This is a genomic window from Burkholderia sp. Bp9090, from assembly GCF_003857985.1.
In the GTDB taxonomy this organism is placed as follows: domain Bacteria; phylum Pseudomonadota; class Gammaproteobacteria; order Burkholderiales; family Burkholderiaceae; genus Burkholderia.
This window is the reverse complement of the sequence record NZ_QTPV01000019.1, coordinates 53,181-77,690: the sequence shown is the minus strand read 5'-3', so window position 1 is coordinate 77,690 and position 24,510 is coordinate 53,181. Positions and strand designations below refer to the sequence as shown.

20 protein-coding genes are annotated in these 24,510 nt (G+C 69.9%); 10 read left to right on the top strand and 10 right to left on the bottom strand.

Annotation, left to right across the window (positions count from 1 at the left end; genetic code table 11):
- The first annotated feature begins 85 nt into the window (after window positions 1–85).
- From DIE16_RS18920 to DIE16_RS18910, 3 genes are read left to right on the top strand one after another with little or no spacing between them, the layout of a single operon-like run.
- Complete coding sequence (locus DIE16_RS18920) at window positions 86–676, top strand: DUF2760 domain-containing protein (protein WP_124893140.1); 591 nt, start codon at window positions 86–88, stop codon at window positions 674–676.
- The gene (locus DIE16_RS18915; protein ID WP_044845390.1) at window positions 673–2,514 is read left to right on the top strand and encodes an Hsp70 family protein; all 1,842 of its coding nucleotides are present in this window, start codon (window positions 673–675) and stop codon (window positions 2,512–2,514) included. Before DIE16_RS18920 ends, DIE16_RS18915 begins: the two co-directional genes overlap by 4 nt.
- Before the next feature lie 5 nt (window positions 2,515–2,519).
- Complete coding sequence (locus DIE16_RS18910; RefSeq protein ID WP_124520390.1) at window positions 2,520–5,294, top strand: Hsp70 family protein; 2,775 nt, start codon at window positions 2,520–2,522, stop codon at window positions 5,292–5,294.
- 111 nt (window positions 5,295–5,405) lie between these two features.
- On the opposite strand, the gene ctlX is transcribed toward DIE16_RS18910, so the two are convergent.
- The gene (gene ctlX, locus DIE16_RS18905; protein ID WP_124893138.1) at window positions 5,406–6,383 is read right to left on the bottom strand and encodes a citrulline utilization hydrolase CtlX; all 978 of its coding nucleotides are present in this window, start codon (window positions 6,381–6,383) and stop codon (window positions 5,406–5,408) included.
- Window positions 6,384–6,441: 58 nt separating this feature from the next.
- Window positions 6,442–7,521: an ornithine cyclodeaminase gene (locus DIE16_RS18900; protein ID WP_124893136.1), complete on the bottom strand. Its 1,080-nt coding sequence runs from the start codon at window positions 7,519–7,521 to the stop codon at window positions 6,442–6,444.
- 296 nt (window positions 7,522–7,817) lie between these two features.
- Between DIE16_RS18900 and DIE16_RS18895 the strand changes: the two genes are divergently transcribed.
- Entirely contained in the window at window positions 7,818–8,249 is a 432-nt protein-coding gene (locus DIE16_RS18895; RefSeq protein WP_044845386.1) for an Lrp/AsnC family transcriptional regulator, read from the top strand.
- A 60-nt stretch (window positions 8,250–8,309) separates the two neighbouring features.
- On the opposite strand, the gene DIE16_RS18890 is transcribed toward DIE16_RS18895, so the two are convergent.
- From DIE16_RS18890 to DIE16_RS18875, 4 genes are read right to left on the bottom strand one after another with little or no spacing between them, the layout of a single operon-like run.
- On the bottom strand, window positions 8,310–8,903 hold the full coding sequence (locus DIE16_RS18890; protein WP_124520387.1) for a peroxidase-related enzyme: 594 nt from the start codon (window positions 8,901–8,903) through the stop codon (window positions 8,310–8,312).
- Entirely contained in the window at window positions 8,900–9,430 is a 531-nt protein-coding gene (locus tag DIE16_RS18885) for a CMD domain-containing protein (protein WP_124893134.1), read from the bottom strand. Before DIE16_RS18885 ends, DIE16_RS18890 begins: the two co-directional genes overlap by 4 nt.
- A gap of 46 nt (window positions 9,431–9,476) precedes the next feature.
- On the bottom strand, window positions 9,477–10,928 hold the full coding sequence (locus DIE16_RS18880; protein WP_124893132.1) for an NAD(P)-binding domain-containing protein: 1,452 nt from the start codon (window positions 10,926–10,928) through the stop codon (window positions 9,477–9,479).
- Window positions 10,925–11,947 carry a LysR family transcriptional regulator gene (locus DIE16_RS18875; protein WP_124893130.1) on the bottom strand — a complete coding sequence of 341 codons (1,023 nt, stop codon included), beginning with the start codon at window positions 11,945–11,947 and terminating at the stop codon, window positions 10,925–10,927. The genes DIE16_RS18880 and DIE16_RS18875 overlap by 4 nt, the downstream gene beginning before the upstream one ends.
- A gap of 355 nt (window positions 11,948–12,302) precedes the next feature.
- Here DIE16_RS18875 and DIE16_RS18865 point away from each other — a divergent pair, with 355 nt between their 5' ends.
- Genes DIE16_RS18865 through DIE16_RS18850 form a run of 4 tightly spaced genes read left to right on the top strand, consistent with a single transcriptional unit; the run spans window position 12,303 to window position 16,978 of the window.
- Window positions 12,303–13,496 (top strand): ABC transporter substrate-binding protein, encoded by a 1,194-nt coding sequence (locus DIE16_RS18865; protein ID WP_044845382.1) that lies wholly within the window; start codon window positions 12,303–12,305, stop codon window positions 13,494–13,496.
- A gap of 40 nt (window positions 13,497–13,536) precedes the next feature.
- Entirely contained in the window at window positions 13,537–15,348 is a 1,812-nt protein-coding gene (locus DIE16_RS18860; RefSeq protein WP_124893178.1) for an ABC transporter permease, read from the top strand.
- An 11-nt stretch (window positions 15,349–15,359) separates the two neighbouring features.
- A complete protein-coding gene (locus DIE16_RS18855) occupies window positions 15,360–16,217 on the top strand; it encodes an ABC transporter ATP-binding protein (RefSeq protein WP_124893128.1) in 858 nt (285 codons plus the stop codon).
- Window positions 16,214–16,978 (top strand): ABC transporter ATP-binding protein, encoded by a 765-nt coding sequence (locus DIE16_RS18850; RefSeq protein WP_044845379.1) that lies wholly within the window; start codon window positions 16,214–16,216, stop codon window positions 16,976–16,978. Before DIE16_RS18855 ends, DIE16_RS18850 begins: the two co-directional genes overlap by 4 nt.
- A 30-nt stretch (window positions 16,979–17,008) precedes the next feature.
- Here DIE16_RS18850 and DIE16_RS18845 read toward each other — a convergent pair whose 3' ends face one another.
- A complete protein-coding gene (locus DIE16_RS18845; protein WP_124487686.1) occupies window positions 17,009–18,430 on the bottom strand; it encodes a sensor histidine kinase in 1,422 nt (473 codons plus the stop codon).
- On the bottom strand, window positions 18,417–19,082 hold the full coding sequence (locus DIE16_RS18840) for a response regulator transcription factor (protein ID WP_124521995.1): 666 nt from the start codon (window positions 19,080–19,082) through the stop codon (window positions 18,417–18,419). The genes DIE16_RS18845 and DIE16_RS18840 overlap by 14 nt, the downstream gene beginning before the upstream one ends.
- Before the next feature lie 236 nt (window positions 19,083–19,318).
- Between DIE16_RS18840 and DIE16_RS18835 the strand changes: the two genes are divergently transcribed.
- Window positions 19,319–20,335, top strand: coding sequence for an ABC transporter substrate-binding protein (locus DIE16_RS18835; RefSeq protein ID WP_044845401.1), 1,017 nt, complete (start codon window positions 19,319–19,321; stop codon window positions 20,333–20,335).
- Between the two features lie 116 nt (window positions 20,336–20,451).
- Window positions 20,452–21,762, top strand: a complete 1,311-nt coding sequence (locus tag DIE16_RS18830; protein ID WP_044845376.1) for an MFS transporter — start codon at window positions 20,452–20,454, stop codon at window positions 21,760–21,762.
- Between the two features lie 139 nt (window positions 21,763–21,901).
- Here the strand turns inward: DIE16_RS18830 and DIE16_RS18825 are convergent, their stop codons facing one another.
- Together DIE16_RS18825 and DIE16_RS18820 are read right to left on the bottom strand one after the other, a co-directional pair.
- On the bottom strand, window positions 21,902–23,713 hold the full coding sequence (locus DIE16_RS18825) for a sensor histidine kinase (RefSeq protein WP_185735481.1): 1,812 nt from the start codon (window positions 23,711–23,713) through the stop codon (window positions 21,902–21,904).
- A complete protein-coding gene (locus DIE16_RS18820; RefSeq protein ID WP_124487681.1) occupies window positions 23,710–24,357 on the bottom strand; it encodes a response regulator transcription factor in 648 nt (215 codons plus the stop codon). The genes DIE16_RS18825 and DIE16_RS18820 overlap by 4 nt, the downstream gene beginning before the upstream one ends.
- Window positions 24,358–24,510: the final 153 nt, after the last annotated feature.

Genomic DNA, 24,510 nt, shown 5'->3' with positions numbered 1-24,510 from the left:
CGGCGGCAGTGCGCATTCGCACGCCGCCGCCGGGCGCCCAGGCAAGCTGCTCGCCGTGTCGCGAGCCCACAGGAGTCCAGACCCCATGCCCGAATCCAACCTGTCCTTCTTCGGCCGGCTATCGCTGGCCGTCGGCACGTTCTTCTCCGTGATCGGCAACCGCGAGTTCGCGGCCGGCGTGCTGCGCGTGCGCGACGGCGCCCCGGCACCGGTCGCGCCGGCGCCGGTTACGCCGGCCCCCGCGGCGGCCCCGGCACCCGCGCCCGTGAAGGCGCCGGCCCCCGAGCTGCGCGAAGCGAGCCCGCAAGCCGCGCTGCAACTGCTCGGCCTGCTGCAGCGCGATGCGCGCTTCATCGACTTCGTCGAGGAAGACATCGCGGGCTACGCGGACGCCGACATCGGCGCCGCCGCACGCCTCGTGCACGACGGCTGCCGCGCCGCGCTGCGCGAACATTTCACGATCGTGCCGGTGCGCGACGAAGCCGAAGGCAGCCGCGTGACGCTGCCGGCCGGCTTCGACGCGACGGCCGTGCGCGTGACGGGCAACGTGGTCGGCGCCGCGCCGTTCACGGGCACGGTCAGCCACCGCGGCTGGCGCGTGGCCGACGTGCGCCTGCCGAAGCTGACCGGCAGCCACGACGCCTCGGTGGTCGCACCGGCGGAGGTGGAACTGTGAACGATCCGCGCTATTCGATCGGTATCGACCTCGGTACGACCCACTGCGCGCTGTCGTACGTCGACAGCGCCGCGAGCGACGGCGAAACGATCACGCAGCAGGTGCTGCCGATCGCGCAGCTGACCGCGCCCGGCGCGCTGGAGTCGCGCGACCTGCTGCCGTCGTTCCTCTATCTTCCGCATGAAAGCGAGCTGACGCAGGGCGACCTGACGCTGCCGTGGACGGCCTCGCGCGCGTTCGCGGTCGGCGAGATGGCGCGCACGCGTGGCGCCGGCACGCCGATTCGCCTCGTGTCGAGCGCGAAGAGCTGGCTGTGCCACCCGGGCGTCGATCGCCGCGCGGCGATCCTGCCGAGCGATGCGCCGCCGGAAGTGGCGCGCGTGTCGCCGCTGGAAAGCTCGATCCGCTACCTGACGCACCTGCGCGAAGCGTGGGACCACGCGCATCCCGACGCGCCGTTCGCCGACCAGGACGTGACGGTCACGATCCCCGCGTCGTTCGACCCGGCCGCGCGCGAGCTGACGGCGGAAGCCGCGCGTGCCGCCGGCTATTCGCGCATGACGCTGCTGGAAGAGCCGCAGGCGGCGCTCTACAGCTGGATCCAGAAGAGCGAAGGCGGCTGGCGCAAGCAGGTGCAGGTCGGCGACCTGATCCTGTGCGTGGACGTCGGCGGCGGCACGACCGACCTGTCGCTGATCGCGGTGGTCGAGCGCGACGGCAATCTCGAACTGCATCGCGTGGCGGTCGGCGAGCACATCCTGCTCGGCGGCGACAACATGGACCTCGCGCTCGCGCACGTGGTCGCGCGCAAGCTCGCGCAGCAGGGCACGCAGGCCGATCCGTGGCAATTGCGCGCGCTGACCTACGCGTGCCGCTCGGCGAAGGAAACGCTGCTGTCCGACCCGACGACCGACGCGGTGCCGCTCGTCGTGCCGAGCCGCGGCTCGAAGCTGATCGGCGGCTCGATCCGCACGGAACTGACGCGCGCGGAACTCACGCAGACGATCCTCGAAGGTTTCTTCCCGCAAGTCGATGCGGCCGCGCGCCCGGTGAGCCGCGCGCGCGTCGGCCTGACGCAGCTCGGCCTGCCGTATGCGCAGGACGCGGGCATCACGCGCCACCTCGCGGCGTTCCTCGGCCGCCAGGTCGCGGCGCTCGACGCGCTCGAAGGCGTGCAGCGCACGCTGCCGCAAGGTGCGACGTTCCTGCATCCGACCGCGGTGCTGTTCAACGGCGGCGTGTTCAAGTCGCCGCTGCTCACGCAGCGCGTGCTCGATACGCTCAATAGCTGGCTCGCCGCCGAAGGCGCGCCGGCCGCGCGCCTGCTCGAAGGCGCGGACCTCGATCTGGCGGTCGCGCGCGGCGCGGCGTATTACGGCTACGTGAAGCGCGGCCGTGGCGTGCGCATTCGCGGCGGCACGGCGCGTGCGTATTACGTCGCGATCGAGTCGGCGATGCCCGCGGTGCCGGGGCTGGAGCCGCCGGTGCAGGCGCTCTGCGTCGCGCCGTTCGGGATGGAGGAAGGCTCGGATGCGGCGTTGCCGCCGCAGGAGTTCGGCCTCGTCGTCGGCGAGCCGGTGCAGTTCCGCTTCTTCGGGTCGTCGGTGCGGCGTCAGGACCAGGTCGGCACGCTGCTCGACTACTGGTCGCCTGAAGAGCTGCAGGAACTCGAGGAAATCCAGGCCACGCTGCCCGCCGAAGGGCGCACGGTCGGCGAGGTCGTGCCGGTGAAGCTGCATGCGCGCGTGACCGAAGCCGGCACGCTCGAACTCGAGGCGATCCCGAGCGGCACGAACGAGCGCTGGAAGGTCGAGTTCGACGTGCGCGGCGCCGCCTGAGCGCGATGAAGCGCTATACGGTCGGCATCGACCTCGGCACGAGCAACACGGTCGTCGCATACGTCGAGGCCGGCTCCGACGCGATCCGCGTGTTCGACGTCGAGCAGCTGGTCGGCCCCGGCGCGGTGGCGGCGCAGCCGCTGCTGCCGTCGGTGCGTTATCACCCGGCGGCGGGTGAGCTGCCGCCGGACGCGCTGCGCCTGCCGTGGGCGGCCGATTCGAAGGCGGGTGCGAAGGCTGATCCGAAGGCCAACGCGAATGCGGCCGGTGCACCGCCGGCCGTGATCGGCCGCTATGCGCGCACGCTCGGCGCGCAGGTGCCGGGGCGGCTCGTCACCAGCGCGAAGAGCTGGCTGTCGCACGCATCGGTCGACCGGCTCGCGGCGATCCTGCCGTGGGGCGCGGCCGACGGCGTCGACAAGGTGTCGCCGGTCGACGCGAGCGCGAGCTATCTCGCGCACGTGCGGGCCGCGTGGGATGCGCGTTTTCCCGATGCGCCGCTCGCGAAGCAGGACGTCATTCTGACGGTGCCGGCGTCGTTCGACGACGGCGCCCGCGCGTTGACGGTCGAGGCGGCCAAACGCGCGAAACTGCCGGCGCTGCGCTTGCTGGAAGAACCGCAGGCCGCGTTCTACGACTGGCTGTACGGCCAGCGCGCGACGTTGCGCGACACCTTCGCCGCACCGCGCCGCGTGCTGATCTGCGATGTCGGCGGCGGCACGACCGACCTCACGCTGGTCGACGTCGCGCCGGGAGACGATGGCGAACCGGCCTTCACGCGCGTCGGCGTCGGCAATCACCTGATGCTCGGCGGCGACAACATGGACCTCGCGCTCGCGCGCCTGGTCGAGACGCGGCTGACCGAGCCCGGCACGCGGCTGTCGGCCGCGAGCCTGTCGCAGCTCGTCGAGCGCTGCCGCGCGGCGAAGGAGCGGCTGCTCGGCGACGACGCGCCGGCCTCCGTCACCGTGACGCTGCTCGGCGCGGGCAGCAAGCTCGTCGGCGGCGCACGCTCGGCCGAGCTGACGCGTCAGGAAGTCGAGCAGATCGTCGTCGACGGCTTCTTTCCGCAGGTCGAGGCCGGCGAGCTGCCGCGCCGCGCGCGGGCCGCGATCGTCGAATTCGGCTTGCCGTATGCGAGCGACCCGGCCGTCACGCGCCACGTCGCCGCGTTCCTGAATCGTCATGCGGAAGGCCCGCTGCCCGACACGCTGCTGCTCAACGGCGGCGTGTTCCGCGCGGGTGCGCTGGCCGGCCGTCTCGCGCAGACGCTCGGCGCGTGGCGCGGCGCGCCGCTCGACGTGCTGCACAACGCGCATCCGGACGTGGCGGTCGCGCGCGGCGCGGTGGCTTATGGCCTGGCGCGGGCGGGGCATGCGCCGCGCATCGGCGGCGGTTCCGCGCGCAGTTATTTCCTCGTGCTCGACGATGGCGAGGGCGCCACGGCGGCGCGCGGTGTCTGCCTGCTGCCGCGCGGTGCCGAGGAGGGCCGCGAGATCCGGCTCGAGGAACGCACGTTCGCGCTGCAGCTCGGGCAGCCGGTGCGTTTCCACCTCGTGTCGACGGTCGCCGACACCGCGTACCAGCCGGGCGATCTGGTCGAGCTGGACGGCGGCGACTTCGTGCGGCTGCCGCCGATCGCGACGGTCGTCGACGCGAAGGCCGGTAGCGATGCGCGCGAAACGCCGGTGAAACTGACCGCGTCGCTGACCGAGGTCGGCACGCTCGAAATGCACTGCATCGCGACCGACGATGCAGCGCGCCGCTGGCGGCTCGAATTCCAGTTGCGCGGCGATGCGCCCGCGCAAGGCGACGATGCCGCGTTCGCGCGCCATCCGCGCGTCGATCACGCGATCGAGCTGATCGACCGCTCGTTCGGCAGCAAGGCCGCGGACGTCACGCCGAAGGACACGCGACGGTTGCGCGCGCAACTTGAACAGGTGCTCGGCCCGCGCGACGAGTGGGACGTCGCGCTCGCGCGCGAGCTGTTCGACGCGTTGCTTGCGCGCGCGCGTCGCCGGCGGCGCTCGGCCGATCACGAACGCGCGTGGCTGAACCTCGCCGGCTATTGCCTGCGCCCGGGCTTCGGCCATCCGCTCGATGCGTGGCGCATCGAGCAGCTGTGGCCGCTGTTCGACGACGGGATCCAGTACGTGAACGACGCGCAGGTGTGGTCCGAGTGGTGGACGTTGTGGCGGCGCGTGGCCGGCGGCCTCGACGACGACGCGCAGACGCAGGTGCGCGATGCGATCGCGTTCCTCGAACCGTCCGACGACAAGCGCCGCAAGCTGCCGTTCGACCCGGCCAAGGTCGGCCCGGCCGACATGACGCGCCTGTCCGCGTCGCTCGAACGACTGCCGGTCGAGCGCAAGGTGGAACTGGCCGAGCGGTTGATCGTGCAATTGCAGAAGCCGGCCGAGCGCACGCTGTGCGCGTGGGCGCTCGGGCGGATCGGTGCGCGCCGGCCGTTCTACGGCAGCGCGCACAGCGTGGTGCCGGCCGACGTCGCGAACCGCTGGCTCGATGCGCTGTTCGCGCTGGACTGGAAGCAGGTGGAACCCGCGGCGTTCGCGGTCGCGCAAATCGCGCGGATGACAGGTGACCGCGAACGCGATTTGCCGGATGAAACGCGTGAGGCGGTGATCAAGCGCCTGTCTTCCGCGAATGTGTCGGCCGCGTGGATCGACATGGTGCGCGAGGCGATTGCGTTCGACGAAGCCGACACCGCACGTGTGTTCGGCGAAACGTTGCCGGCCGGGTTGAAGCTGCTGGCGGGGTGATGAACGGGCGGGACGATGCTTCGATCTGATTCGCAGATCGAAGCATCGTCCGGCGGCGCCATCGGGCTATTCGCGCAGGATGTCCGCTCAGGCGTGCGGCACCGGTTCGCGTTACCGCGCCGCCGATTCCATTTCCTTCACGTCATGTGCTGCGGCCCGCCGCGCGAGATGAATGCCCGCGAGCATGCAGCGCACCGAGCCACCGGCCAGTTCGATCGTCGACACGTCGAGCGGCAGCAGCCGCGCGGAGCGTTCGATCGTCGCGCGCTGGCCGCCGGTGAGGCAGTCGAACGCACGCCGCGACAGCGCGAGCACGCGCCCGTCCTTGCCCGACAGCTCCAGCGTATTGCCCGCGAAATTCGCGATCTGCGCATGATCGAGCGCGATCACGGTGCGGCCCGTTTCGGTCAGGCGTTGCGCGATTTCGTCGCGGCGCCGGCGGTCGGCGATCAGGTCGAGGCCGATCATCGCGAACTCGGTGGCGACGCTCATCATTACGTTCGTGTGATAGATCGGGTTGCCGTTCGCATCGGCCGTATCGAAGCAGATCGGCTCGAAGTTGAAGTTCGTGCAGAAACGCTCGAGCGCGACCGGATCGGCGCGGCGCGAACGCGCGGTGTACGCGATCCGGGCGACGTGGTCGAGCACCATCGCGCCGGTGCCTTCCAGGAACACGTCGTCGTACTCGAGCCCCGAGTAGTCGATCACGTCCTGCACGCGGTATTCCGCTTTCAGCATCTCGACGATGTCCGCGCGCCGCTCGCGGCGGCGGTTCGGGCTATGCATCGGAAACAGCGCGATATGCCCGCCCGGATGAGTCGAGAACCAGTTGTTCGGGAACACGGAGTCGGGCGTGTCGCGCTCGCCGTGATCGTCGAACACGTGCACGCGCACGCCTGCATCGGCGAGTGTGCGCGCGGCGGCCGTGACTTCGTCGCGCGCGGCGGCCGACACCGACAGCGTGTCGTGCGCGCCGCCGACGGCCGTGCGCTGGAACGCGTTGTCGGCCGCGGTCTGCGGATTCGGCAGGAAGCGGTGCGGCCGGATCATCACGACGGCGGCCGGCGCCTGGATCGATACGAGATTCATGAACGTTTGAAGAGACAGGCGGAGAATCGGGCGGCGCGCCGGCCGCCCGGGATGACGATCAGCGTGCGAACGCGGCGACGGCTTCGGTCACGAACGCCGCATGACCCTGCGCGATCGCGGCCGGATCGTCGATCAGCGCGAACAGGTTTTTCGGATCGACGGCCGGCGGAATCAGCGCGATCTCGACGCCCGCGTTGTGCTGCTGCGCGAGCGCATACAGGTAGCGCAGCGCCGAGTAGTCCTCGAGCGCGAAGCCGACCGAGTCGAACACCGTGACTTCATCTGCGCGCTCGCGGCCGGTCGTCTCGCCCTGCAGCACGCGCCACAGTTCCGTCACCGGGAAGTCGGCCGGCATCTGCTGGATCTCGCCCTCGATGCGCGACTGCGGCTCGAATTCGACGAACACGCGGCCCGCCTGCAGCACGCCCGCGTCGAGCTCGGTCTTGCCCGGGCAATCGCCGCCGACCGCGTTCAGGTGCATGCCGGGCTCGATCATGTCGGCCGTGACGATCGTCGCATACGCCTTGTCGGCGGTGACGGTCGTCACGATGTCGGCGCCACGCACGGCGTCGGCGGTCGACGCGGCGCGCACGACGCGCAATTCAGGGTAAGCGGCGAGGTTCTTCACGAGCTTGTCGGTCGCGAGCGGATCGACGTCGAACACGCGGATTTCCTCGATGCCGAGCAGCGTGTGGAACGCGATCGCCTGGAATTCGCTCTGCGCGCCGTTGCCGATCAGCGCCATCGTGCGCGCGTCGGGGCGCGCGAGCGCTTGCGCGGCCAGCACCGACGTCGCGGCGGTGCGCAACGCGGTGGTCAGCGTGAGTTCGGCGAGCAGCAGCGGGTAGCCGGTGTCGACTTCGGCGAGCGCGCCGAACGCCATCACGGTGTGCATCCCGCGCGCGGCGTTGACGGGGTGGCCGTTCACGTACTTGAACGCGAACAGCGACGCGTTCGCGACGGGCATCAGCTCGATCACGCCGTCGCGCGAGTGGCAGGCGACGCGCGGCGACTTGTCGAAGTCGGCCCAGTGCAGGTAATCGGCGCGCAGCGTGTCGACGAGCGCGCGCAGGAACGGCGTGACGCCGGTCTGGGCGATCAGTCGGGCGGTGGCGGGTACGTCGAGGAAGCGGGTCATCGGTCTGTCTCCATTTTGCTGCCCGGACGCGTGTCCAGGCGTTCTGGTCGACCGGGGCGGGCGTGTCGGCCCGGGCCCCGGCTCCGTCAAAAGCGGCGTCGCGGCCCATGCGGCCGGTCGTTGGAGTCATTATTTCCGTGAGTCGAGCCAACAAAAAGACGGCAAAAATGGCAGATTTCTCGATAGACTTGGCAGATTGCTGGCCGGATATGGCAGTTTGTTCAAATCATGCTGGTCGAAATGCGTGCCGTCCGGCACGCTGGCGGCCGTGTCACGTTCAACAGGAAGGTCCGTTCATGATTACGCTCGACGACGTCGACCGGCAGCTCATCGCGCTGCTGCGCGACAACGCGCGGATGCCCGTCGTCGCCCTTGCGAAGGCGTTGCGCGTCGCGCGCGCGACCGTGCAGAACCGGCTGACGCGGCTGGAGAAGAACGGCGTGATCGTCGGCTATACGGTGCGGCTCAAGCCGGCCGCCGAGCGGCACCGGATCCGCGCGCTGATGTCGATCGCGGTGCAGGGCAATCGCGGCGCGGAAGTGGTGAAGGTGCTGCGCGGGCATCCGAACGTCGCGTCGATCCACAGTACCAACGGGCGCTGGGATCTGGTCGCCGAGCTGCACGCCGATTCGCTCGAGCATTTCGATCGCGTGCTCGGCGCGATCCGGTTGATCGACGGGATCGCGAATACGGAGACGAGCATTCTGTTGTCGACGCACAAGGCGTGACGCGCGGCGGCGCGCGTCGGCCGGCGTGCTCGCCTGCGCCAGCGCCGGCGCGGCGGCGAGTCAGTCGCCCGCTGCGGATTCGGGAAACACCGGTTCGCCCAGCGTCAGCATCAGCCGGTTCGCCCACGCGAAGATCGCGACGGCGTGCGACAGGTCGAGAATTTCTTCGTGGGTGAGCCCTTCGGCTTCGAGCGCGGCGATGTCGCGTTCGTCCACCGTGTCGGGCCGCTCGGTCAGCGCGACCGCATAGCGGATGATCGCGCGTTCGCGCGCGGTCGTGCCGGCTGTCGACGGATCGTCGAACACCTGGTCGATCGCATCGGTGCGTTTCGCGAGCTGCGCGAAGCGTTGTGCGTGCACCGATGCGCAATACACGCAGCCGTTCACGCGCGACACGGCCGTGCTTGCCAGCTCGCGTTCCGCGCGCGACAGTCCGCCCGGACCATACATGATCGCGTTGAACACGCCGGAACGCTGCCGCAGGATGTCGGGCAGGTGGACGAGCAGCAGGTAGTAGTCCGACGTTTTCGCTTGCGGATGGCTCGCTTCGAGCACCGCGAGCTGGTCGGCCGTGGCGCGCTCGAGCGGCACCGTGTCGAGCCATGCACGCCAGCCGAGCGTGGCGGACGTGAAACCGTGCGTGGCCATCGTCATGCGGCCTCCCGGGCGGCACGCGCCTGCAACGCTTGCGCCGCTGCCGCGACACGCAGCTGATACGAGACGAAGGCGACGAGCTGCGACAGCGCGACGATCGCGGGTGTCGTGAACCCGGCCGACTTCAGTGCGTCGAGATCGGACGGGCGTGCGTCGGCGGGCGAGCGCGTCAGGCGCCGCGCATGCACGAGGAGCGCGCCGAGGCGTCGAGGCAGCGCGTCGAATGCATCGGCATCCGCGCGGGCGATGTCGTCGGGCGTGCCGCCTGCGTCGATCAGCCGTGCGCGATAGGTTGCGGCCAGTGCGTGCGCATTCGAGCGCTGCGCGACGTACCGCGCCGCATGCAATCGTTCGATTAACGAAAGATCGGGCAGAGCGGTGTCGAACAGCGCGGCTTCGCTGAGCCGCGTATGGAGCAGCACCTTGTCGCGTGCGCGACGCAGCGTGGCCACGGCATCGCCTTCGCGCAGGCCGGCGACGGCGTCGATCGTATCCGGCGCGGCGGCCGGCGGGACGGGTTCGGTCATCGTGATGGATTCCAGTCGTCGTGAGTAGCGTGGATCGCGGCGGCGCTCATGCGTCGGCGTCGCGCCATTCGTCGCCCTGCAGCTCCGCGGTCGCGAACGCGACGAGCGCGTCGTAGTGGCGGTCGCGATCGGCGTCGAACAGCCGGCTCGCGATGCCGCGTGCGAGCCGCCCGGCGCCCGCGCTGATCGCGGGGATGTCGCCCGACAGCTTGCCGTGGCTCAGGCTCGCCGCATGGTTGAAGCAATGGATGCGCGTGACGGCCGGGCAGGCGCCGCGCTCGCGTTCCTGGAACGCGAACGCGGGGCCGAGGTCGGGCGACTCGGCGAGCTCGTCGAGCCATGTGCCCGGTTCCGGTTGATAGCGATCCTTCCAGCGCCGCACATGCGGCCCGAACGACGCGAATTCCGCGCGTGTCGTCCAGTCGGAATGAAAGCCCGTCGCGAAGATCAGGAAGTCGACCGTGTAGCGGCCGCGCGGCGTGACGACGTCGAGGCCGTCCGCGTGTTCGACCAGCGTTTCGATCGGGCTGGCTGCATGGAAGTGTGCGTGAGCATGCCGCGACACGCGCAGCACGCTGTCGCGCGGCGGCGGTGTCTGCGACGTCAGCGCGTAGTGCATGAAGCGCCACTTCGTCGCATCGTCGAGATCGGCATAACCGTGCACGAGGCCCGGGCTGCCGATGCCCGTCAGCTTGTTGATGCGCGGAATGTCCGCGCGACGGAAGAACAGGTCGACGCGCGCGGCGCCCGCTTCGAGCGCGGTGCCCGCATTGTCGAACGCGGACGCACCCGCGCCGACCACGCCGACGCGCTTGCCGGCGAGCGAAGCGAAATCGATCGGCTCGGACGAATGGGCCCAACGCGAGCTCGGCGCGCGTTGCGCGACAGGCGGCACGTACGGGCCGCCGAGCCCGTCGCGGCCGGTCGCCAGCACGACGTGTCGCGCGAGCACGGTCTGCGCCTGGCCGTTCGCGCGCAGGTCGAGCGCGAGCAGGCCGTCGTCGCGCGGACGCAGTGCCACGAGCGCGGTGTCGTTGCGCACCGGCAGGTCGAGCACGCGGCGATACCAGCGCAGGTATTCCATCCATTGCGTGCGCGGAATCTTGTAGAGCGCATCCCACGCGTCGCGGCCGTATCGTGCTTCGAACCACGCGCGGAACGTCAGCGCGGGCAGGCCGAGCGCGGGGCCGGTGAGTTGCTTCGGCGAGCGCAGCGTCTCCATCCGCGCAAACGTGATCCACGGGCCTTCGTAGCCGGCCGGTGCACGGTCGATCACGCACTGGTTGTCGATGCCGAGCAGGCGCAGTTCGGCGGATGCCGCGAGCCCCGCCATTCCGCCGCCGACGATCGCGACGTCGAGCACGCGCGTGCCGTCGACGTCGCGCGGCGGCACCCACGACGGCGCGGGCAGGTCGAGCCAGCGCAGGTCCTGGGCGAGGCGGGCTTCGAGTGCGTCGAGCGTGTCGGGTGCGTCGGGTGTGTCGGGCGTCGCCGTCATGCGGCCTCCGGGCGGGTACCGCGTGTGCGTGCGGTTCGTGTGGCGCGTGTCACGCGAGGCGGGCGATCGATGCGCAACCGGTCGCCTCGCAGCAGCGCGTCGTGCACGGATGCATCGTGAAAGGTCACGTCGTCGAGCAGCGCGCGCGTCGTGTTCTGCAGCGCGTCGAGCAGCGCCTCGACGGAGGCCGTGCGCGTCTTGCCGGCGGGCGTCGCGACACCGAACGCGAACGGGATGTCGACATCGAGCGGTCGTGCGACGACGCCGTCCACCGGCAGTGCCACGCCGGTCGCCGGGTCGACGATGCCGATCCCGACGCCTGCGCGCGCGGCCATCACCGCGTTCAGCGATGCATTGGTTTCGATGAACACGTGCGCGTCGACGCGTGCGGCCGCGAATGCCGCATCGATCCGCTGGCGCAGCCGGTGCCGGTTCGCGACCGTCACGATGCGGCGGCCCGCGAGATCGCGCAGCGCGATGCGCGGCTTGCCCGCGAGCGGATCGTCGGCCGGCAGCACGGCGACGCAGGGCGTTTGCGCGATCCAGTGCACGTCGAGCCCCGCATGCGCCATCGGCAGCGTGACGACGCCGATATCGGCCGTGCCGGCGAGCACTTCGTGCACGACGTGTTCGGCCGACTCGCTGCGCAACTGGTAGTGCGGCGCGTGCGCGCCGTCGGGCAGTGCGGCGAGCGCGGCCGGCACGAGCGTGGCCGCGAGTGAAGGCGTGGCCGCGATGCGCACGGGTTCGGCGGTTTCGTCGCCGAGTGCGCGCGCCCGCGCTTCGATCGCGCGCAGGCCGACGAGCGAGCGTTCGACTTCCTCGTAGAGCAGGAATGCACGGCGCGTCGGCGTGACGCGCGGGCCGTGCCGGTCGAACAGCGCATAGCCGAGATCGGCTTCGAGCTCCTGGATCTGTCGCGTGACGGCCGGCTGCGAGCGGCCGAGCAGTTCGCCCGCGCCGGTCACGCTGCCGGCCGACATGACCGCGGAAAAGGCTTCGAGTTGATGCAACTCCATGACGCGTTCCGATGATGCGATTTGCGCATTGTAGGAGTGCGAGCATGCACGATTCATATAATGATTTTTGCTATCGACAGTGCCAAACATGCGAAGGGCACGCGCGCCGGTACGACGAGCCGTGCATGCACGCGCGTCGGCCGGCAGCGCTGCACGACGGCAAACGTCAATCGAATCAATGCGCTGCAGCGCATGCCGATGCGTCGCGCGAGGCGCGCCGTGCAGGAGACCGTGGCAGTGATGTTGCGCTTCGCGCCGCGCACGATATCGATATGCGCAAAACTTCGTTGGAACGCCCTGAACCGGATGGTTACATGCCCTCACTCTTTTCGACTGACTGAAGCTGGGGGGACGCATGAACGTTTCGGGGAACGACGCACGCGGCGCATGGCGGCGCGTGCTGGGCACGGTGGCGGCACTGGCTGCCGCATGGGGCTTGTCGACGGGCGGCGCGCTCGCGGCGGGCGTGTCCGGCGAGCCGGTGGTGATCGGCGTGAGCGGGCCGCTCACCGGGCAGGACGCGCAATACGGCGAACAATGGAAGCGCGGCTTCGATCTCGCGCTCGACGAGATCAACGGCGGCGGCGGCATCCACGGCCGGCCGCTCGCGGTCGACTTCCAGGACAGCCGCAGCGATCCGCGCCAGGCGGTGGCGATCGCGCAGAAATTCGTCGCGGACCCGCGCATCGTGATCGAGCTCGGCGACTTTTCCAGCGCGACGTCGATGGCCGCGTCGCCGATCTACCAGCGCGGGCAGCTGATCCAGTTCGGCTTCACGAACTCCCATCCGGATTTCACGAAGGGCGGCGACTACCTGTGGAGCACCGCGCTGAGCCAGGCCGAGGAGCAGCCGCTGCTCGCGCGCTACGCGGTGAAGGAGCTCGGCTTCAAGCGGATCGCGGTGCTGTACCTGAACACCGACTGGGGCCGCACCAGCAAGGACATCTTCGCGAAGGCGGTGACGGGGCTCGGCGCGCAGGTCGTCGCGGCCGAAGGCTACCAGCCGGCGGAGAAGGATTTCCGCTCGACGCTCGTGCGGATCGGTGCGTCGAAGCCCGATTCCATCGTGCTGATTTCCTACTACGCGGACGGCGCGCAGATCGTGCGGCAGGCGCGCACGTCGGGGCTCACGCTGCCGATCGCGGCGGTCGGCTCCGTGTATTCGCCGAAGTTCCTCGAACTCGGCGGCACGGCCGTCGAAGGCGTCTATACGGAATCGAACTTCTTCCCGGCCGAACCGCGACCGGAGGTGCAGGCGTTCGTGCAGCGCTATCGCGCGAAATTCCATGCCGATCCCGATTCGTTCGTCGCGCGTGCATACGATGCGCTGATCCTGTCGGCCGAAGTGCTGCGCCGCTACGGCGTGACGCGCCAAGCCGCGCACGACGGCTTCGAGAAAGTGAGCGACGTGCCGAGCGTGATCTTCGGCAAGGTGCGTTTCGATCCTCAGACGCGCCGCGTCGCGGGCGCACGCACCGTGTATCTCGTCGTGAAGCAGGGGCAGTGGGCGCTGTGGGACGGCGCGAAGCCGCAGCTCGCGGCGCGCTGACCCCGACCCGGAACCGCATGCAAATGACGGACGCATCGTGATGGCTTCCTGGCTCGACTACACGCTCAACGGCCTCATCGTCGGCAACATCTACGCGCTGCTCGCGGTGGGGCTCGCGCTGATCTTCGGCGTGTCGCACCTGATCAACTTCGCGCACGGCTCGGTCTACATGGGCGGCGCCTTCATCGGCTGGCTGTGCCTGACGCGCTTCGGCTTGCCGCTGCCGGCCGCGCTCGCGGCGGTCGTCGTCGGCTGCGGCGCGCTCGGCATCGCGATCGAGCGGGTCGGGCTGCGGCCGTTGCGCCACGCCGCGCGCATCGCGCCGCTGCTCGCGACGATCGGCATCAGCTTCATCCTCGACCAGCTCGCGCAACTCGCGTTCGGCGCGGACCCGCGTGCGGTGCCGACGCCGCTGCCCGACTGGCACCTGCGCATCGCCGGCGCGACGCTCGGTGCGCTCGACCTGCTGATCGCCGGCATCGGCCTCGCGGCGGCCGCGCTGCTGTACGGCTTCCTGCGCTTCACGCGGCTCGGCTGGGCCGTGCGCGCGACCGCGCAGGATCGCGACGCGGCGCTGCAGATGGGCGTGGACGTCGATCGCGTGAACCAGACGGTGTTCGCGATCGCGTGCGCGCTCGGCGGTGTCAGCGGGCTGCTGGTCGGCATGTACTACAACAGCATCGATCCGGCGATGGGCTTCCAGGCGACGCTGAAGGGCGTGGTCGCGCTGCTGATCGGCGGGCTCGGCAACGTGCCCGGCGCGATCGGCGGCAGCCTGCTGCTCGGCCTCGTCGAAAGCTACGGCGTCGCGCTGTTCGGCACCAGCTATCGCGACCTGTTCGCGTTCGGGCTGCTGATCGTGTTCCTCGTGTGGCGGCCGAACGGCCTGTTCAGCGGGAAGCGCGCGCTGCCGCCGGAGCCGATGACGGGCACCTTCCTCGCGGCCGCGAAAGCCGTGCGCGTGCCGCGCCCGGTGCTCGTCGTGCTGATCGTGGCGGCGGCCGTGCTGCCGTGGTTCGGTGCATCGCCTTATGTGCTGCAGACGCTGACCAACGCGTGGCTGTACGGGCTGCTCGCGCTGAGCCTCACGCTCGTCGCGGGCACGGTCGGGCAGATCTCGCTCGGCCACGCCGCGCTGCTCGTGATCGGCGCGTATGCGTCGGCGCTGCTGTCGTCGGATCTCGGCTGGTCGCCGGCCGTGACGGTTCCGTGCGCGGGCGCGATCACCGCCGTGCTCGGCACGCTGCTCGTCTATCCGGCGTTCCGGCTGCGCGGGCACTACGTATCGATCGCGACTCTCGGGATCGGCGAAGTGGTGAGCCTCGTGATCCTGAACTGGGACGGTCTCACGCGCGGCCCGCTCGGCATCACCGGCATCGCGCCGCTGCCGTGGGCGACGACCGCGCGCGCCGCGTACTGGTTCACGCTCGCGGTGCTCGTCGCGTTCGCGCTCGTGCAGGTGCGGCTGCTGCGCTCGCATCTCGGCCGCACGCTGCGCGCGGTGCGCGAGGACGACGTCGCCGCGCGCGCGCACGGCATCGCGCCGAACCGCTACAAGGCGATCGCGTTCGCGGTCGGCGGCGTCGCGGCCGGCGTGAGCGGCGGCATCGCCGCGCACCTGTACAGCTACATCAATCACCAGACCTTCGATTCGCAGGTGTCGATCCTCGCGCTGACGATGGTGATCCTCGGCGGGCTCGGCAACGTGCTCGGCGGCGTCGTCGGCGCGATCGCGCTGATCGGGCTGCCCGAGCTGTTCCGCTGGGCGGCCGACTACCGGATGCTGATCTACGGCCTCGTGCTGCTGCTGCTCGTCCGGTTCCGGCCGCAGGGCCTGCTCGGCACGGTGTGAGGAGGAATGCGATGACCACCACTCGACCCTTGCTCGACGTACGGGGTTTGACGCGCCGCTTCGACGGCGTGACCGCGCTCGACGCGGCAAGCCTGACGCTCGCCGACGGCGAGCTGCTGAGCGTGATCGGCCCGAACGGCGCGGGCAAGTCGACGCTGTTCAACCTGATCGCGGGCGCGGACCGCCCCGATGCCGGCCGCGTGACGTTCGACGGCCGCGACATCACCGGCACGCCGCCGGAACGGCTCGCGGCGCTCGGCATCGCGCGCACGTTCCAGCACGGCCGCGTGTTCGGCAACCTGAGCGTGCTCGACAACGTGCTGATCGGCGCGCACGCGCGGTTGCGCGCGGCGCGGCCGGGCTGGCCGGCGCTCGGCGCGGCGGCCGAGGTGTGGCGCGCGCTCGTGCGGCCCGCGTCGGTGCGGCGCGAGGAAGCGGCGCTGCGCGACGAGGCGCGCGACATCATCGCCGGGTTCGGCGAGCGGCTCGCGCCGCGCATCGATCATCCGGCGCACAGCCTGTCGTATGCGAACCGGCGGCGCGTGGAGATCGGCCGCGCGCTCGCGCTGCATCCGCGCCTGCTGCTGCTCGACGAGCCGACCGCCGGGATGAACGAGACCGAGACCGCCGAGATGCTGCAACTGATCCAGTCGCTGAAGACGCGCGGCCTGACGATCCTGCTGATCGAGCACAAGCTCGAACTCGTGATGCGCGTGTCCGACCGCGTGATGGTGCTCGACAACGGCGTGAAGATCGCCGAAGGCGCGCCACGCGACGTGCGGCACGATCCGCGCGTGATCGAGGCTTATCTCGGTCGCCGCCATGCAGGCGGCACGGCCGCCGAGCGCACCGTGCAGGCGGCCGCATGAGCGCACCTTCTTCCGGACCCGACACGACCATGACCGACGCGCTGCTGAAACTCGAACACCTCGACACGTTCTACGGCCCGGTGCAGGTGCATTTCGACGTGAACGTCGAAGTCGGCCGCGGGCAGATCGTCAGCCTGCTCGGCGGCAACGCGAGCGGCAAGTCCACGACGATGAAGCTGATTCTCGGGCTGATGCGGCCGCGTCGCGGCGTCGTGCGTTTCGACGGCGACGACGTGACCGCGCTCGCGACGCCGCAGCGCGTGCGGCGCGGGATCGCGGCCGTGCCCGAGGCGCGGCGGCTGTTCGGCGACATGAGCGTGCGCGAGAACCTGCTGATGGGCGCCTATACGCGCGGCGATCGTACGGCGGTGGCCGACGACTACGCGCGCGTGCTCGAACTGTTTCCGCGCGTGCGCGAGCGGCTCGCGCAGCGCGCGGGCACGCTGTCGGGCGGCGAGCAGCAGATGCTCGCGATGGCGCGCGCGCTGATGGCGCGTCCGAAGCTGATCTGCATGGACGAGCCGACGATGGGGTTGTCGCCGCTCTACGTCGACAAGGTGCTGGAACTGATCGACACGATCAACCGGCAGGGCGTGACGGTGTTCATGGTCGAGCAGAACGCGAGCCTCGCGCTGGAGATCGCGCATTACGGATACGTGCTGCAGACGGGGCGCGTCGTGCTCGAAGGGCCCGCGAAAACGCTGCTCGACGACGAACGCGTGCGCGATGCGTATCTCGGCGGGGAGGCGGTCGCGGCGTAGTCGATGGAAGGGGCGCCGCGTTCCGCCGATTCATGCGTGACCGGCGTGCGCCGTTGCCGGCCGCGGAAACGTCAGCACCACCGCGAACCCGCCCGCATCGGGAAACGCGAACCCGACGCGCCCGCCGTGCGCCTTCATCACTTCCTGCACGATCGCGAGCCCGAGCCCCGACCCGGTGCGGCGTTCGCTGCCGTCCGGTGCGATCCGCACGAACGGCTGCAATGCCGCGTCCCAATGCTCGCGCGGAATGCCGCGCCCGTTGTCGGTGACGGTCAGCGTCACCGACCGATCCGCGTTGCCCGCGGTGGCGACCGACACGACGATATCGTCCGCATGCCCGTGCAGCAGCGCGTTGTGCAGCACGTTCGACAATGCCTCCTGCAGACTGATTGCATCGCCGTCGATCCACGCATGCGGCGCGTCGCTCGCGAACGCGACGGCCACGTCGCGCGCGTCCGCGAGCGGAATCGTGCGGCCGAGCACGTCCTTCGCGAGCGCGACGAGATCGACGGGCTGCAGCGGCACGACCTCGGTTCGATGAATCACCATCGCATGATTGAGCAACTGCCCGGTGAGACGCCCGACATCCGAGCAGGTCGCGCGCAACGCATCGAGCCGCGCCGCATGACGCGCGGGATCGGCTTCGCCGTCGAGCAGTTCGATCTGCGCGTCGAGCCGCGCGAGCGGCGTGCGCATCTGGTGCGCGGCGTCGGCGATGAAGCGCTGCATCGCGTTGATCCGCTCGGCGAGCCGCCGCATCAGCCCGTTGATCGACCCGATGATCGCGTCGATCTCGCTCGGCGTGTCGACGGCCACCGGCCGCAGGTCGGCCGGGTCGCGCGCGGCGATGATCGCGCCGATCTGTGCGAGCGGGCGCAGCCCGCGCCGGATCGCGAGGCCGCTCGCGCCGATCGCGAGCACGCTCATCAGCAGGATCAGCGTCCACACCTTGATGCTCATGTCGTTCGTCAGCTGTTGCCGCGCATTGGTTGTCTGCGCGACCGTCACGAGCGCCCAGCCCGGCGTGCTTTCTTCCGGCATGTAGCGCGCGATGGTCGCGGTGCGGATCCGGTGACCCTGGTAGACGGCGTTCGCGAACGACGGGCCCTGTTTCGCGGCCGCGAGCGTTGCGGGGCTCGCGAGATCGTTGTAGCCGGCCACGACGACGCCGCGCGAATCGACCACCTTGTAGTAGACGAGGTCGTAGCGCGACAGCGTCGACAGCGCGGCGACGGGCGGGTTCAGCGCGAGCACGCCGCCTTGCACATACAGGTTCTCCGCGACCTGGATCGACGCGCCGGCGAGCAGCTGGTCGTACGCGCGCTCGGCCGCGACGCCCGCGTAGTAGCGCGCGATCGCGGCCAGCGCGAGCGCGCCGGTCGCGACGACGAGCGCGATGAACAGCAGCGTGCGCCCGAACAGCGTCTTCGGGAACCAGTCAGTGCGCGGCAATCTGATACCCCATCCCGCGCGCGGTGCGGATCTCGACCGAGCTGCCCTGCAGCTTCCTGCGCACGCGCGTCACGTATTGCTCGACCGCGTTCGCGGTCGGCTCGTTGCCGAAGCTGAACAGCTGGTTCAGCAGTTCGTCCTTCGAGAAGATCCGCTGCGGACGGCTCGCGAGGATCTCCAGCAGCGCGAATTCCTGGCGCGACAGCGACAGCGGCTGGCCGTCGAGTTCGGCAAGCCGGCTGCTGCGGTCGATCACGAGGCCGCCGAGCGTCAGCACGTCGTTCGCATGGCCGCTGTTGCGGCGCAGCAGCGCCTGCACGCGCGCATCGAGCTCGCGGTAGTCGAACGGCTTCACGAGATAGTCGTCGGCGCCGAGGCCGAGGCCGCTCACGCGGTCGTCGATCGCCGAGCGCGCGGTGACGAGCAGCACCGGCGTCGTGCTGCCCGACGCGCGCAGGTTGCGCAGCACCGCGAAGCCGTCGAGGCCGGGCAGGTTCGCATCGAGCACGACGAGGTCGAAGCGCTCGACGCGCAGCAGGCCGTTCGCGGTCGAGCCGTCGGTTTCGAGATCGACGGCATGGCCGAGCCGCGCGAGGCGGCTGCGGATCGCCGCGCCGATTTCGGCATCGTCCTCCACGACGAGAATGCGCATGGTGCCGTTTGCAGGGTGAGGGGTTAGGGGTTTTCCCGGGGGCGGGATGTCAGTATTTTCTCAGACTCGCTCGATAACCTGTGTTCAGCCGGAGCAAGCGACGACGGCATTAATACCAGAGGAGACGGCAACATGCAGCATGTCACGGGCACGACGAAGGCGCGGCCGGATGCACGGCGTAGCCTGACGCCGGCTGCCGCGTTGCGGCTGGTCGCGCGCCGCATGGAGGCATGCGCATGAAGACGTCGCCGCGCCGCCGCGCGTTGCTCGCCGCCGGCCTCGGCATGCTTGCCGCACCGTCGCTGGTGCGCGCGAAGCCACGCACGGTGCGGATCTCGAAAGGCTATGGCGTGTTGTACCTGCCGCTGCTCGTGATGGAGAAGCAGCGCCTGTTCGAGCGGCATGCGGCGCGGCACGGCCTGCGCGACGTCGCGGTCGACTGGGTGCTGCTCGACGGCGGCAATTCCGTCAACGACGCGATGATGGCCGGCACGCTCGATTTCGCGGGTGCCGGCGCGCCGGGCTTCATCGAGCTGTGGGCGCGGGCGCGCGGGATTCCGAACGTCGAGGTGATCGGCATCAGCGGATTGTCCACGACCTCGCTGTCGCTCAATGCGAACCGTCCGGGCCTGACGTCGCTGCGCGACTTCACGCCGTCCGACCGGATCGCGGTGCCGGGCATCCGCACGTCGCTGTCGGCGGTCGTGCTGCAGATGGTCGCGAGCCGGCAGCTCGGCGCGCGGCATTTCGCGCAGCTCGACTCGATCACCGTGAACCTGCCGCATCCGCAGGCGATGCAGGCGCTGATCCGCCGCGAGAACGGCGTCACCGCGCACTTCACGTCGCCGCCGTTCTCGACCCTCGAATTGCGGCAGCCGGGCATTCATCGTGTCGTGAATTCGGTCGACGTGCTCGGCCCGCTGACGCTCGACGTCGTGTTCGCGCCGAAGCGGCTCGTCGATACGGAGCCCGCGCTGGCCGCGGCGTTTCTCGGCGCGCTCGACGAAGCGAACCGCCTGATCGCGCAGGACCCGCGCGCGGCGGCCGCGCTGTATGCGGCGTCGTCGGGCGTCGCCGTGTCGCACGACGATGTGATGCAGATGCTCGCCGCGCCTGACACGCGTTTCTCGGTGCGGCCGAATCAGCTGATGGACTACGTCGAATTCCTGTATCTCGCCGGCACGATCAAGGCGAAGCCGCGCGCGTGGCACGAGATGTTCGCGCCGATGCTCGACGACTACCGGACCGGCTGACGACGGCGGCCATCCGTTTCCGGATCCCGATTTCATCGAACCCCACCGCGCCCGCGCGTTCGTCGCGCGCGGCGCCGATTCAACCGACAAGCAACCGCTTCACGGAGGAGCCCGCAGTGAATGCCACCGAAACCCTGGACCCCGCGTCCGCCGAAGAGCAGCGCATCATGTCGAAGATGGCGCGGCGCCTGATGCCCATCCTCGTCGTGATGTTCCTGATCGCGTTCATCGACCGGCAGAACGTCGGCTTCGCGAAACTGCAGATGGTGCACAGCCTCGGGATGACCGAGGCCGCGTTCGGTCTCGCGTCGTCGCTGTTCTTCATCGGCTACCTGCTGTTCGAGGTGCCGAGCACGCTCGCGCTGCATCGCTACGGCGCACGCGTGTGGCTCGCGCGGATCATGCTAACGTGGGGCCTCATCACCGTGCTGATGGGCTTCACGACGTCGATGCCCGCGTTCTGTTCGCTGCGCTTCCTGCTCGGGATTGCCGAGGCCGGCTTCTATCCGGGCGTGATCTATTACCTGACGCTGTGGTTCCCGCAGAGCTATCGCGCGAAGGTGCTCGGCATCTTCACGCTCGGCAGCGCGCTCGCGAACATGCTCGGCTCGCTGGTCGGCGGCGTGCTGCTGAGCCTGAACGGCGTGTGGGGGCTCGCGGGCTGGCAGTGGGTGTTCGTGGCGACGGGCATCCCGGCCGTGATCGTCGCGATCGTCGTGTTCCGCGTGCTGCCGGCGTCGTTCCGCGAGGCGCCGTTCCTCGACGAACGCGAGAAGCAGATCGTCGCAGCCGCGCTGGAGCGCGAGAAGCCGGCGCAGGCCGAGCATGCGCAGCCGTGGAAGGCGCTGCTCGATCCGCGCGTGATGCTGTTCGCGGCGACCTACATGCTGATGTCGACGTCGCTGTACGGCGTCACGTACTGGCTGCCGACGCTCGTGAAATCGTTCGGTGTGTCGAGCAGTACGAACGGTTTGCTGAGCATGCTGCCGTGGGCGCTCGCGGTGGTGCTGCTGGTGTGGCTGCCGTCGAAGCTGCGCCGCGCGAAGAGCATCCTGCGCACGATCGCGATCGTCGCGGCGCTCGGCGCGCTCGGCTTCCTGCTGAGCCTCGTGCTGCCGTCGACGCCGCTGCGCTTCGTCGCGCTCGTGCTGGGCGGGGCGTGCATCCCGCTGCTGTATCCGTGCTTCTGGTCGATGCCGCCGCGCTACTTCACCGGCGCGCGTGCGGCGGCGAGCGTCGCGGCGATCAACTCGATCGGCAACCTCGGCGGCTTCTTCAGCCAGAACCTGATGCCGTTCGCGGGCAAGGTGACGGGCACGGCGTTCGGGCCGATGATCGTGCCGATCGTGTGCCTCGCGCTGCTCGGGATCGGCGCGCTCGTCGCGTGGACGCGCTCGGAGAGGGGGATGGTGGCGGCGCGGGTGTGATGGGCGGCGGCGGCCGGGGGCTGCGGTATCGCGCAGTCCCTGCTGCCGATCGGGCCAACGGTCGAACAAGTCACGATCCTCACCGTTCGGCATCAGCGGGAAGAGGACTACCACTGCCCCCCATGGCAGCACAACGCCGCTACTGCTTCGCCCTTACCTCTTCCGTCCGTGACGTCCCCCGTCCGTCATGCGCAATCGCCACATGCGCCGACCCCACCGGAATATCCACTTCCACCGTCGTTCCTTCGCCGAGCGTCGTATCGATCCGCAGCGTGCCGCCGACGAGATACGCGCGCTCGCGCAGGCCGACCAGCCCGAACGATCCCGACTTGCGCGGCGCACCGGGATCGAAGCCCGCACCGTCGTCGCGAATCGTCAGCGCGATCGTCTCGTCACGGTAGACGAGCGCCACGGTCGCGCTCGACGCGGCCGCGTGCCGCGCGACGTTCGCGAGCGCTTCCTGCGCGATACGGAACACGGCCGTCGCATACGGTTCGTCGAGCAGCAATTCGCCCGGCTCGACGTGCAGCGCGCACGCGATGCCGTGACGGTGCTGGAAATCCTCCACGAGCCATTGCATCGCGGCCGCGAACCCGAGGTCGTCGAGCATCAGCGGACGCAGGTCGGACGCGATGCGCCGCGTGGCCGTCACCGCGCCGCGCGCGAGCGCATGCATCGCCGCGATCTTGCGCGCCAGCGGCGCGTCGTCCTGCGGCACGCGGTCGAGCAGCCATTCGAGATCGTTCTTCAGCGCCGCGAGCGTCTGCGCGAGTTCGTCGTGCAGTTCGCGCGCGATGCGGCGCTGTTCGGCCTCGCGTGCGGTCGCACTGATCGCCGCGATCTCCCGCAGCTCCTCGCGCGACGCCTGCAGCGCCCGCTCCGCGCGCACGCGCTCCTCGACTTCGCGCCGCAGGTCGCGGTTCGACGCGCTCAACTGCGCGGTGCGCGCCGCGACGCGCTGCTCGAGCCGTTCGTTCGCCTCGTTGAGCTGCGCGCTCTTCTGCACGACGAGCAGGTGCTGATAGCGCGCGCCGGCCAGCGCGCGCACCGTCTGCGCATGCAGCCGGCCGTTCTCGAACAGCAGCGCGAACAGCACGACGCACGATGCGACGAGGCCGTAGGTCCGCCCGGCGTAGAAGCCCAGGTCGAAGCGACCGTGGTTCAGCATCGCCGACAGCGCGATGTCGAACAGCCAGGCGACGAGCACGATCATCACCCACAGATCGAGCACCGAATGACGACGCCGCAGTCGCCACATCAACACGAGCGCGGCGAGGTTCAGTGCCCAGACGATCGTGATCGCGTGCGTCATCGTCGACGCCATCCGGTTGCCCTGCATGATGCGCGGCAGCAGGTCGTGGCCGGCGGTCGCGAGCAGCGCGAGCGCGACGGTCGCGCCCGCGGCCGACGCGATGCAAAGCAGGATCGGAATCGCCGCGCGACGCTGCTCGAGCGACGGCGGTCGCGCGCGCGCCGCCGCGCGCAGCAGCACGTACGCGATGACCGTCAGCGGAAAGCCGCCGTGCCAGAACAGATAAAGCCACGCGGTGGTCTGTTCGCCCGCGCCGAGCAGGCCCGTCGGCGAGAACAGCCCCGGAAAGGTCAGCATGTGCGTGCCGGCCATGAAGCCCGTGAACAGGTAGCCGCCCGCGAGCGCGAGCAGCGATTTCTCGCGCAGGATCGCGTACTGGCCGAGCAGCAGGCCGGCCGTCACCATGTCGTTGATCACGATCGCCGACTGGTACACGGGAATGAAGCCCAACACGCGCGCGAGCGGCACGCCCGCGAACGGCGCGAGGGCGGCGAAGATCGCGGCCGACACGATCACCGTCGCGATCGCGAGCCGCCGCTCGCGCCGGTCGGGCGGCAGCGACGACATGAACAGGCGCGACGGATCCGACGCGTCGTCGTCGTCGGGGGCGGCGGAGCGGACGCGGAACGCGGGCATCATGCGTCGTCGACGCCGAGGTCGAGATCGTGGCGCATCGCGTAGCGCACCAGCGCGGCTTCGTGCGGCAGCTCCATCTTCTCGAGGATGCGGGTCTTGTAGGTGCTGACCGTCTTCGCGCTCAGCGTGAGTTCCGCCGCGATCCGCGTGACCGTCTGGCCCGCGACGATGCGGCGCATCACGTCGAGTTCGCGCGCGGACAGCCGCTCGTGCGGCAGCATGTCGGCCGGCGTGCGCAGCGTGCGCGCGAGGCTCTCGGCTGCCGACCGGCTCACGTACACGCCGCCCGCCGCGACCTTGATGACGGCCTCGACGAGTTCGGCGGTCGCGCTGTCCTTCGTCAGGTAGCCGGTTGCGCCGGCCTTGAACGTGCGCGCCGCGTACTGCGCCTCCGCATGCATCGTCAGCACCAGCATGCGCAGCGACGGCGCATGCGTCCTGACCAGCCGGATCAGCTCGATACCGGTCGGCGCGGGCATCGACAGGTCGAGCAGCAGCACGTCGGCGGCGCGACGCTCGGCCAGCGCGAGCGTGGCCGCGCCGTCGCTCGCCTCGCCGACGATTTCGAAACCGCCGGCCGTTTCCAGGATGTGACGCAGTCCGTCCCGCATGACTGCGTGATCGTCAGCCAGCATTACCCTGATCATCTAGCGGTCCTCTTCGGGATGATGCCGCGGGCTGCTCCGCCGGTAGCCGCCGCGGCCGTTCTTCTGACCAATATATTCCGCCGAAACCAAAAATGGTGCACCTGCGGGAAATTTTTGAGATACGAGAGTGTCGAATCTGTCTTGAAGCGAAAT

Coding starts and splice junctions, on each gene's coding strand:
- DIE16_RS18895 (WP_044845386.1), top strand. CDS start 7,818: ATGATTACGCTCGACGACGTCGACCGGCAGCTCATCGCGCTGCTGCGC.
- DIE16_RS18850 (WP_044845379.1), top strand. CDS start 16,214: ATGAGCGCACCTTCTTCCGGACCCGACACGACCATGACCGACGCGCTG.
- DIE16_RS18885 (WP_124893134.1), bottom strand. CDS start 9,430: ATGACCGAACCCGTCCCGCCGGCCGCCGCGCCGGATACGATCGACGCC.
- DIE16_RS18840 (WP_124521995.1), bottom strand. CDS start 19,082: ATGCGCATTCTCGTCGTGGAGGACGATGCCGAAATCGGCGCGGCGATC.
- ctlX (WP_124893138.1), bottom strand. CDS start 6,383: ATGAATCTCGTATCGATCCAGGCGCCGGCCGCCGTCGTGATGATCCGG.
- DIE16_RS18820 (WP_124487681.1), bottom strand. CDS start 24,357: ATGATCAGGGTAATGCTGGCTGACGATCACGCAGTCATGCGGGACGGA.
- DIE16_RS18910 (WP_124520390.1), top strand. CDS start 2,520: ATGAAGCGCTATACGGTCGGCATCGACCTCGGCACGAGCAACACGGTC.
- DIE16_RS18880 (WP_124893132.1), bottom strand. CDS start 10,928: ATGACGGCGACGCCCGACACACCCGACGCACCCGACACGCTCGACGCA.
- DIE16_RS18875 (WP_124893130.1), bottom strand. CDS start 11,947: ATGGAGTTGCATCAACTCGAAGCCTTTTCCGCGGTCATGTCGGCCGGC.
- DIE16_RS18865 (WP_044845382.1), top strand. CDS start 12,303: ATGAACGTTTCGGGGAACGACGCACGCGGCGCATGGCGGCGCGTGCTG.
- DIE16_RS18900 (WP_124893136.1), bottom strand. CDS start 7,521: ATGACCCGCTTCCTCGACGTACCCGCCACCGCCCGACTGATCGCCCAG.
- DIE16_RS18855 (WP_124893128.1), top strand. CDS start 15,360: ATGACCACCACTCGACCCTTGCTCGACGTACGGGGTTTGACGCGCCGC.
- DIE16_RS18835 (WP_044845401.1), top strand. CDS start 19,319: ATGAAGACGTCGCCGCGCCGCCGCGCGTTGCTCGCCGCCGGCCTCGGC.
- DIE16_RS18860 (WP_124893178.1), top strand. CDS start 13,537: ATGGCTTCCTGGCTCGACTACACGCTCAACGGCCTCATCGTCGGCAAC.
- DIE16_RS18825 (WP_185735481.1), bottom strand. CDS start 23,713: ATGATGCCCGCGTTCCGCGTCCGCTCCGCCGCCCCCGACGACGACGAC.
- DIE16_RS18890 (WP_124520387.1), bottom strand. CDS start 8,903: ATGACGATGGCCACGCACGGTTTCACGTCCGCCACGCTCGGCTGGCGT.
- DIE16_RS18920 (WP_124893140.1), top strand. CDS start 86: ATGCCCGAATCCAACCTGTCCTTCTTCGGCCGGCTATCGCTGGCCGTC.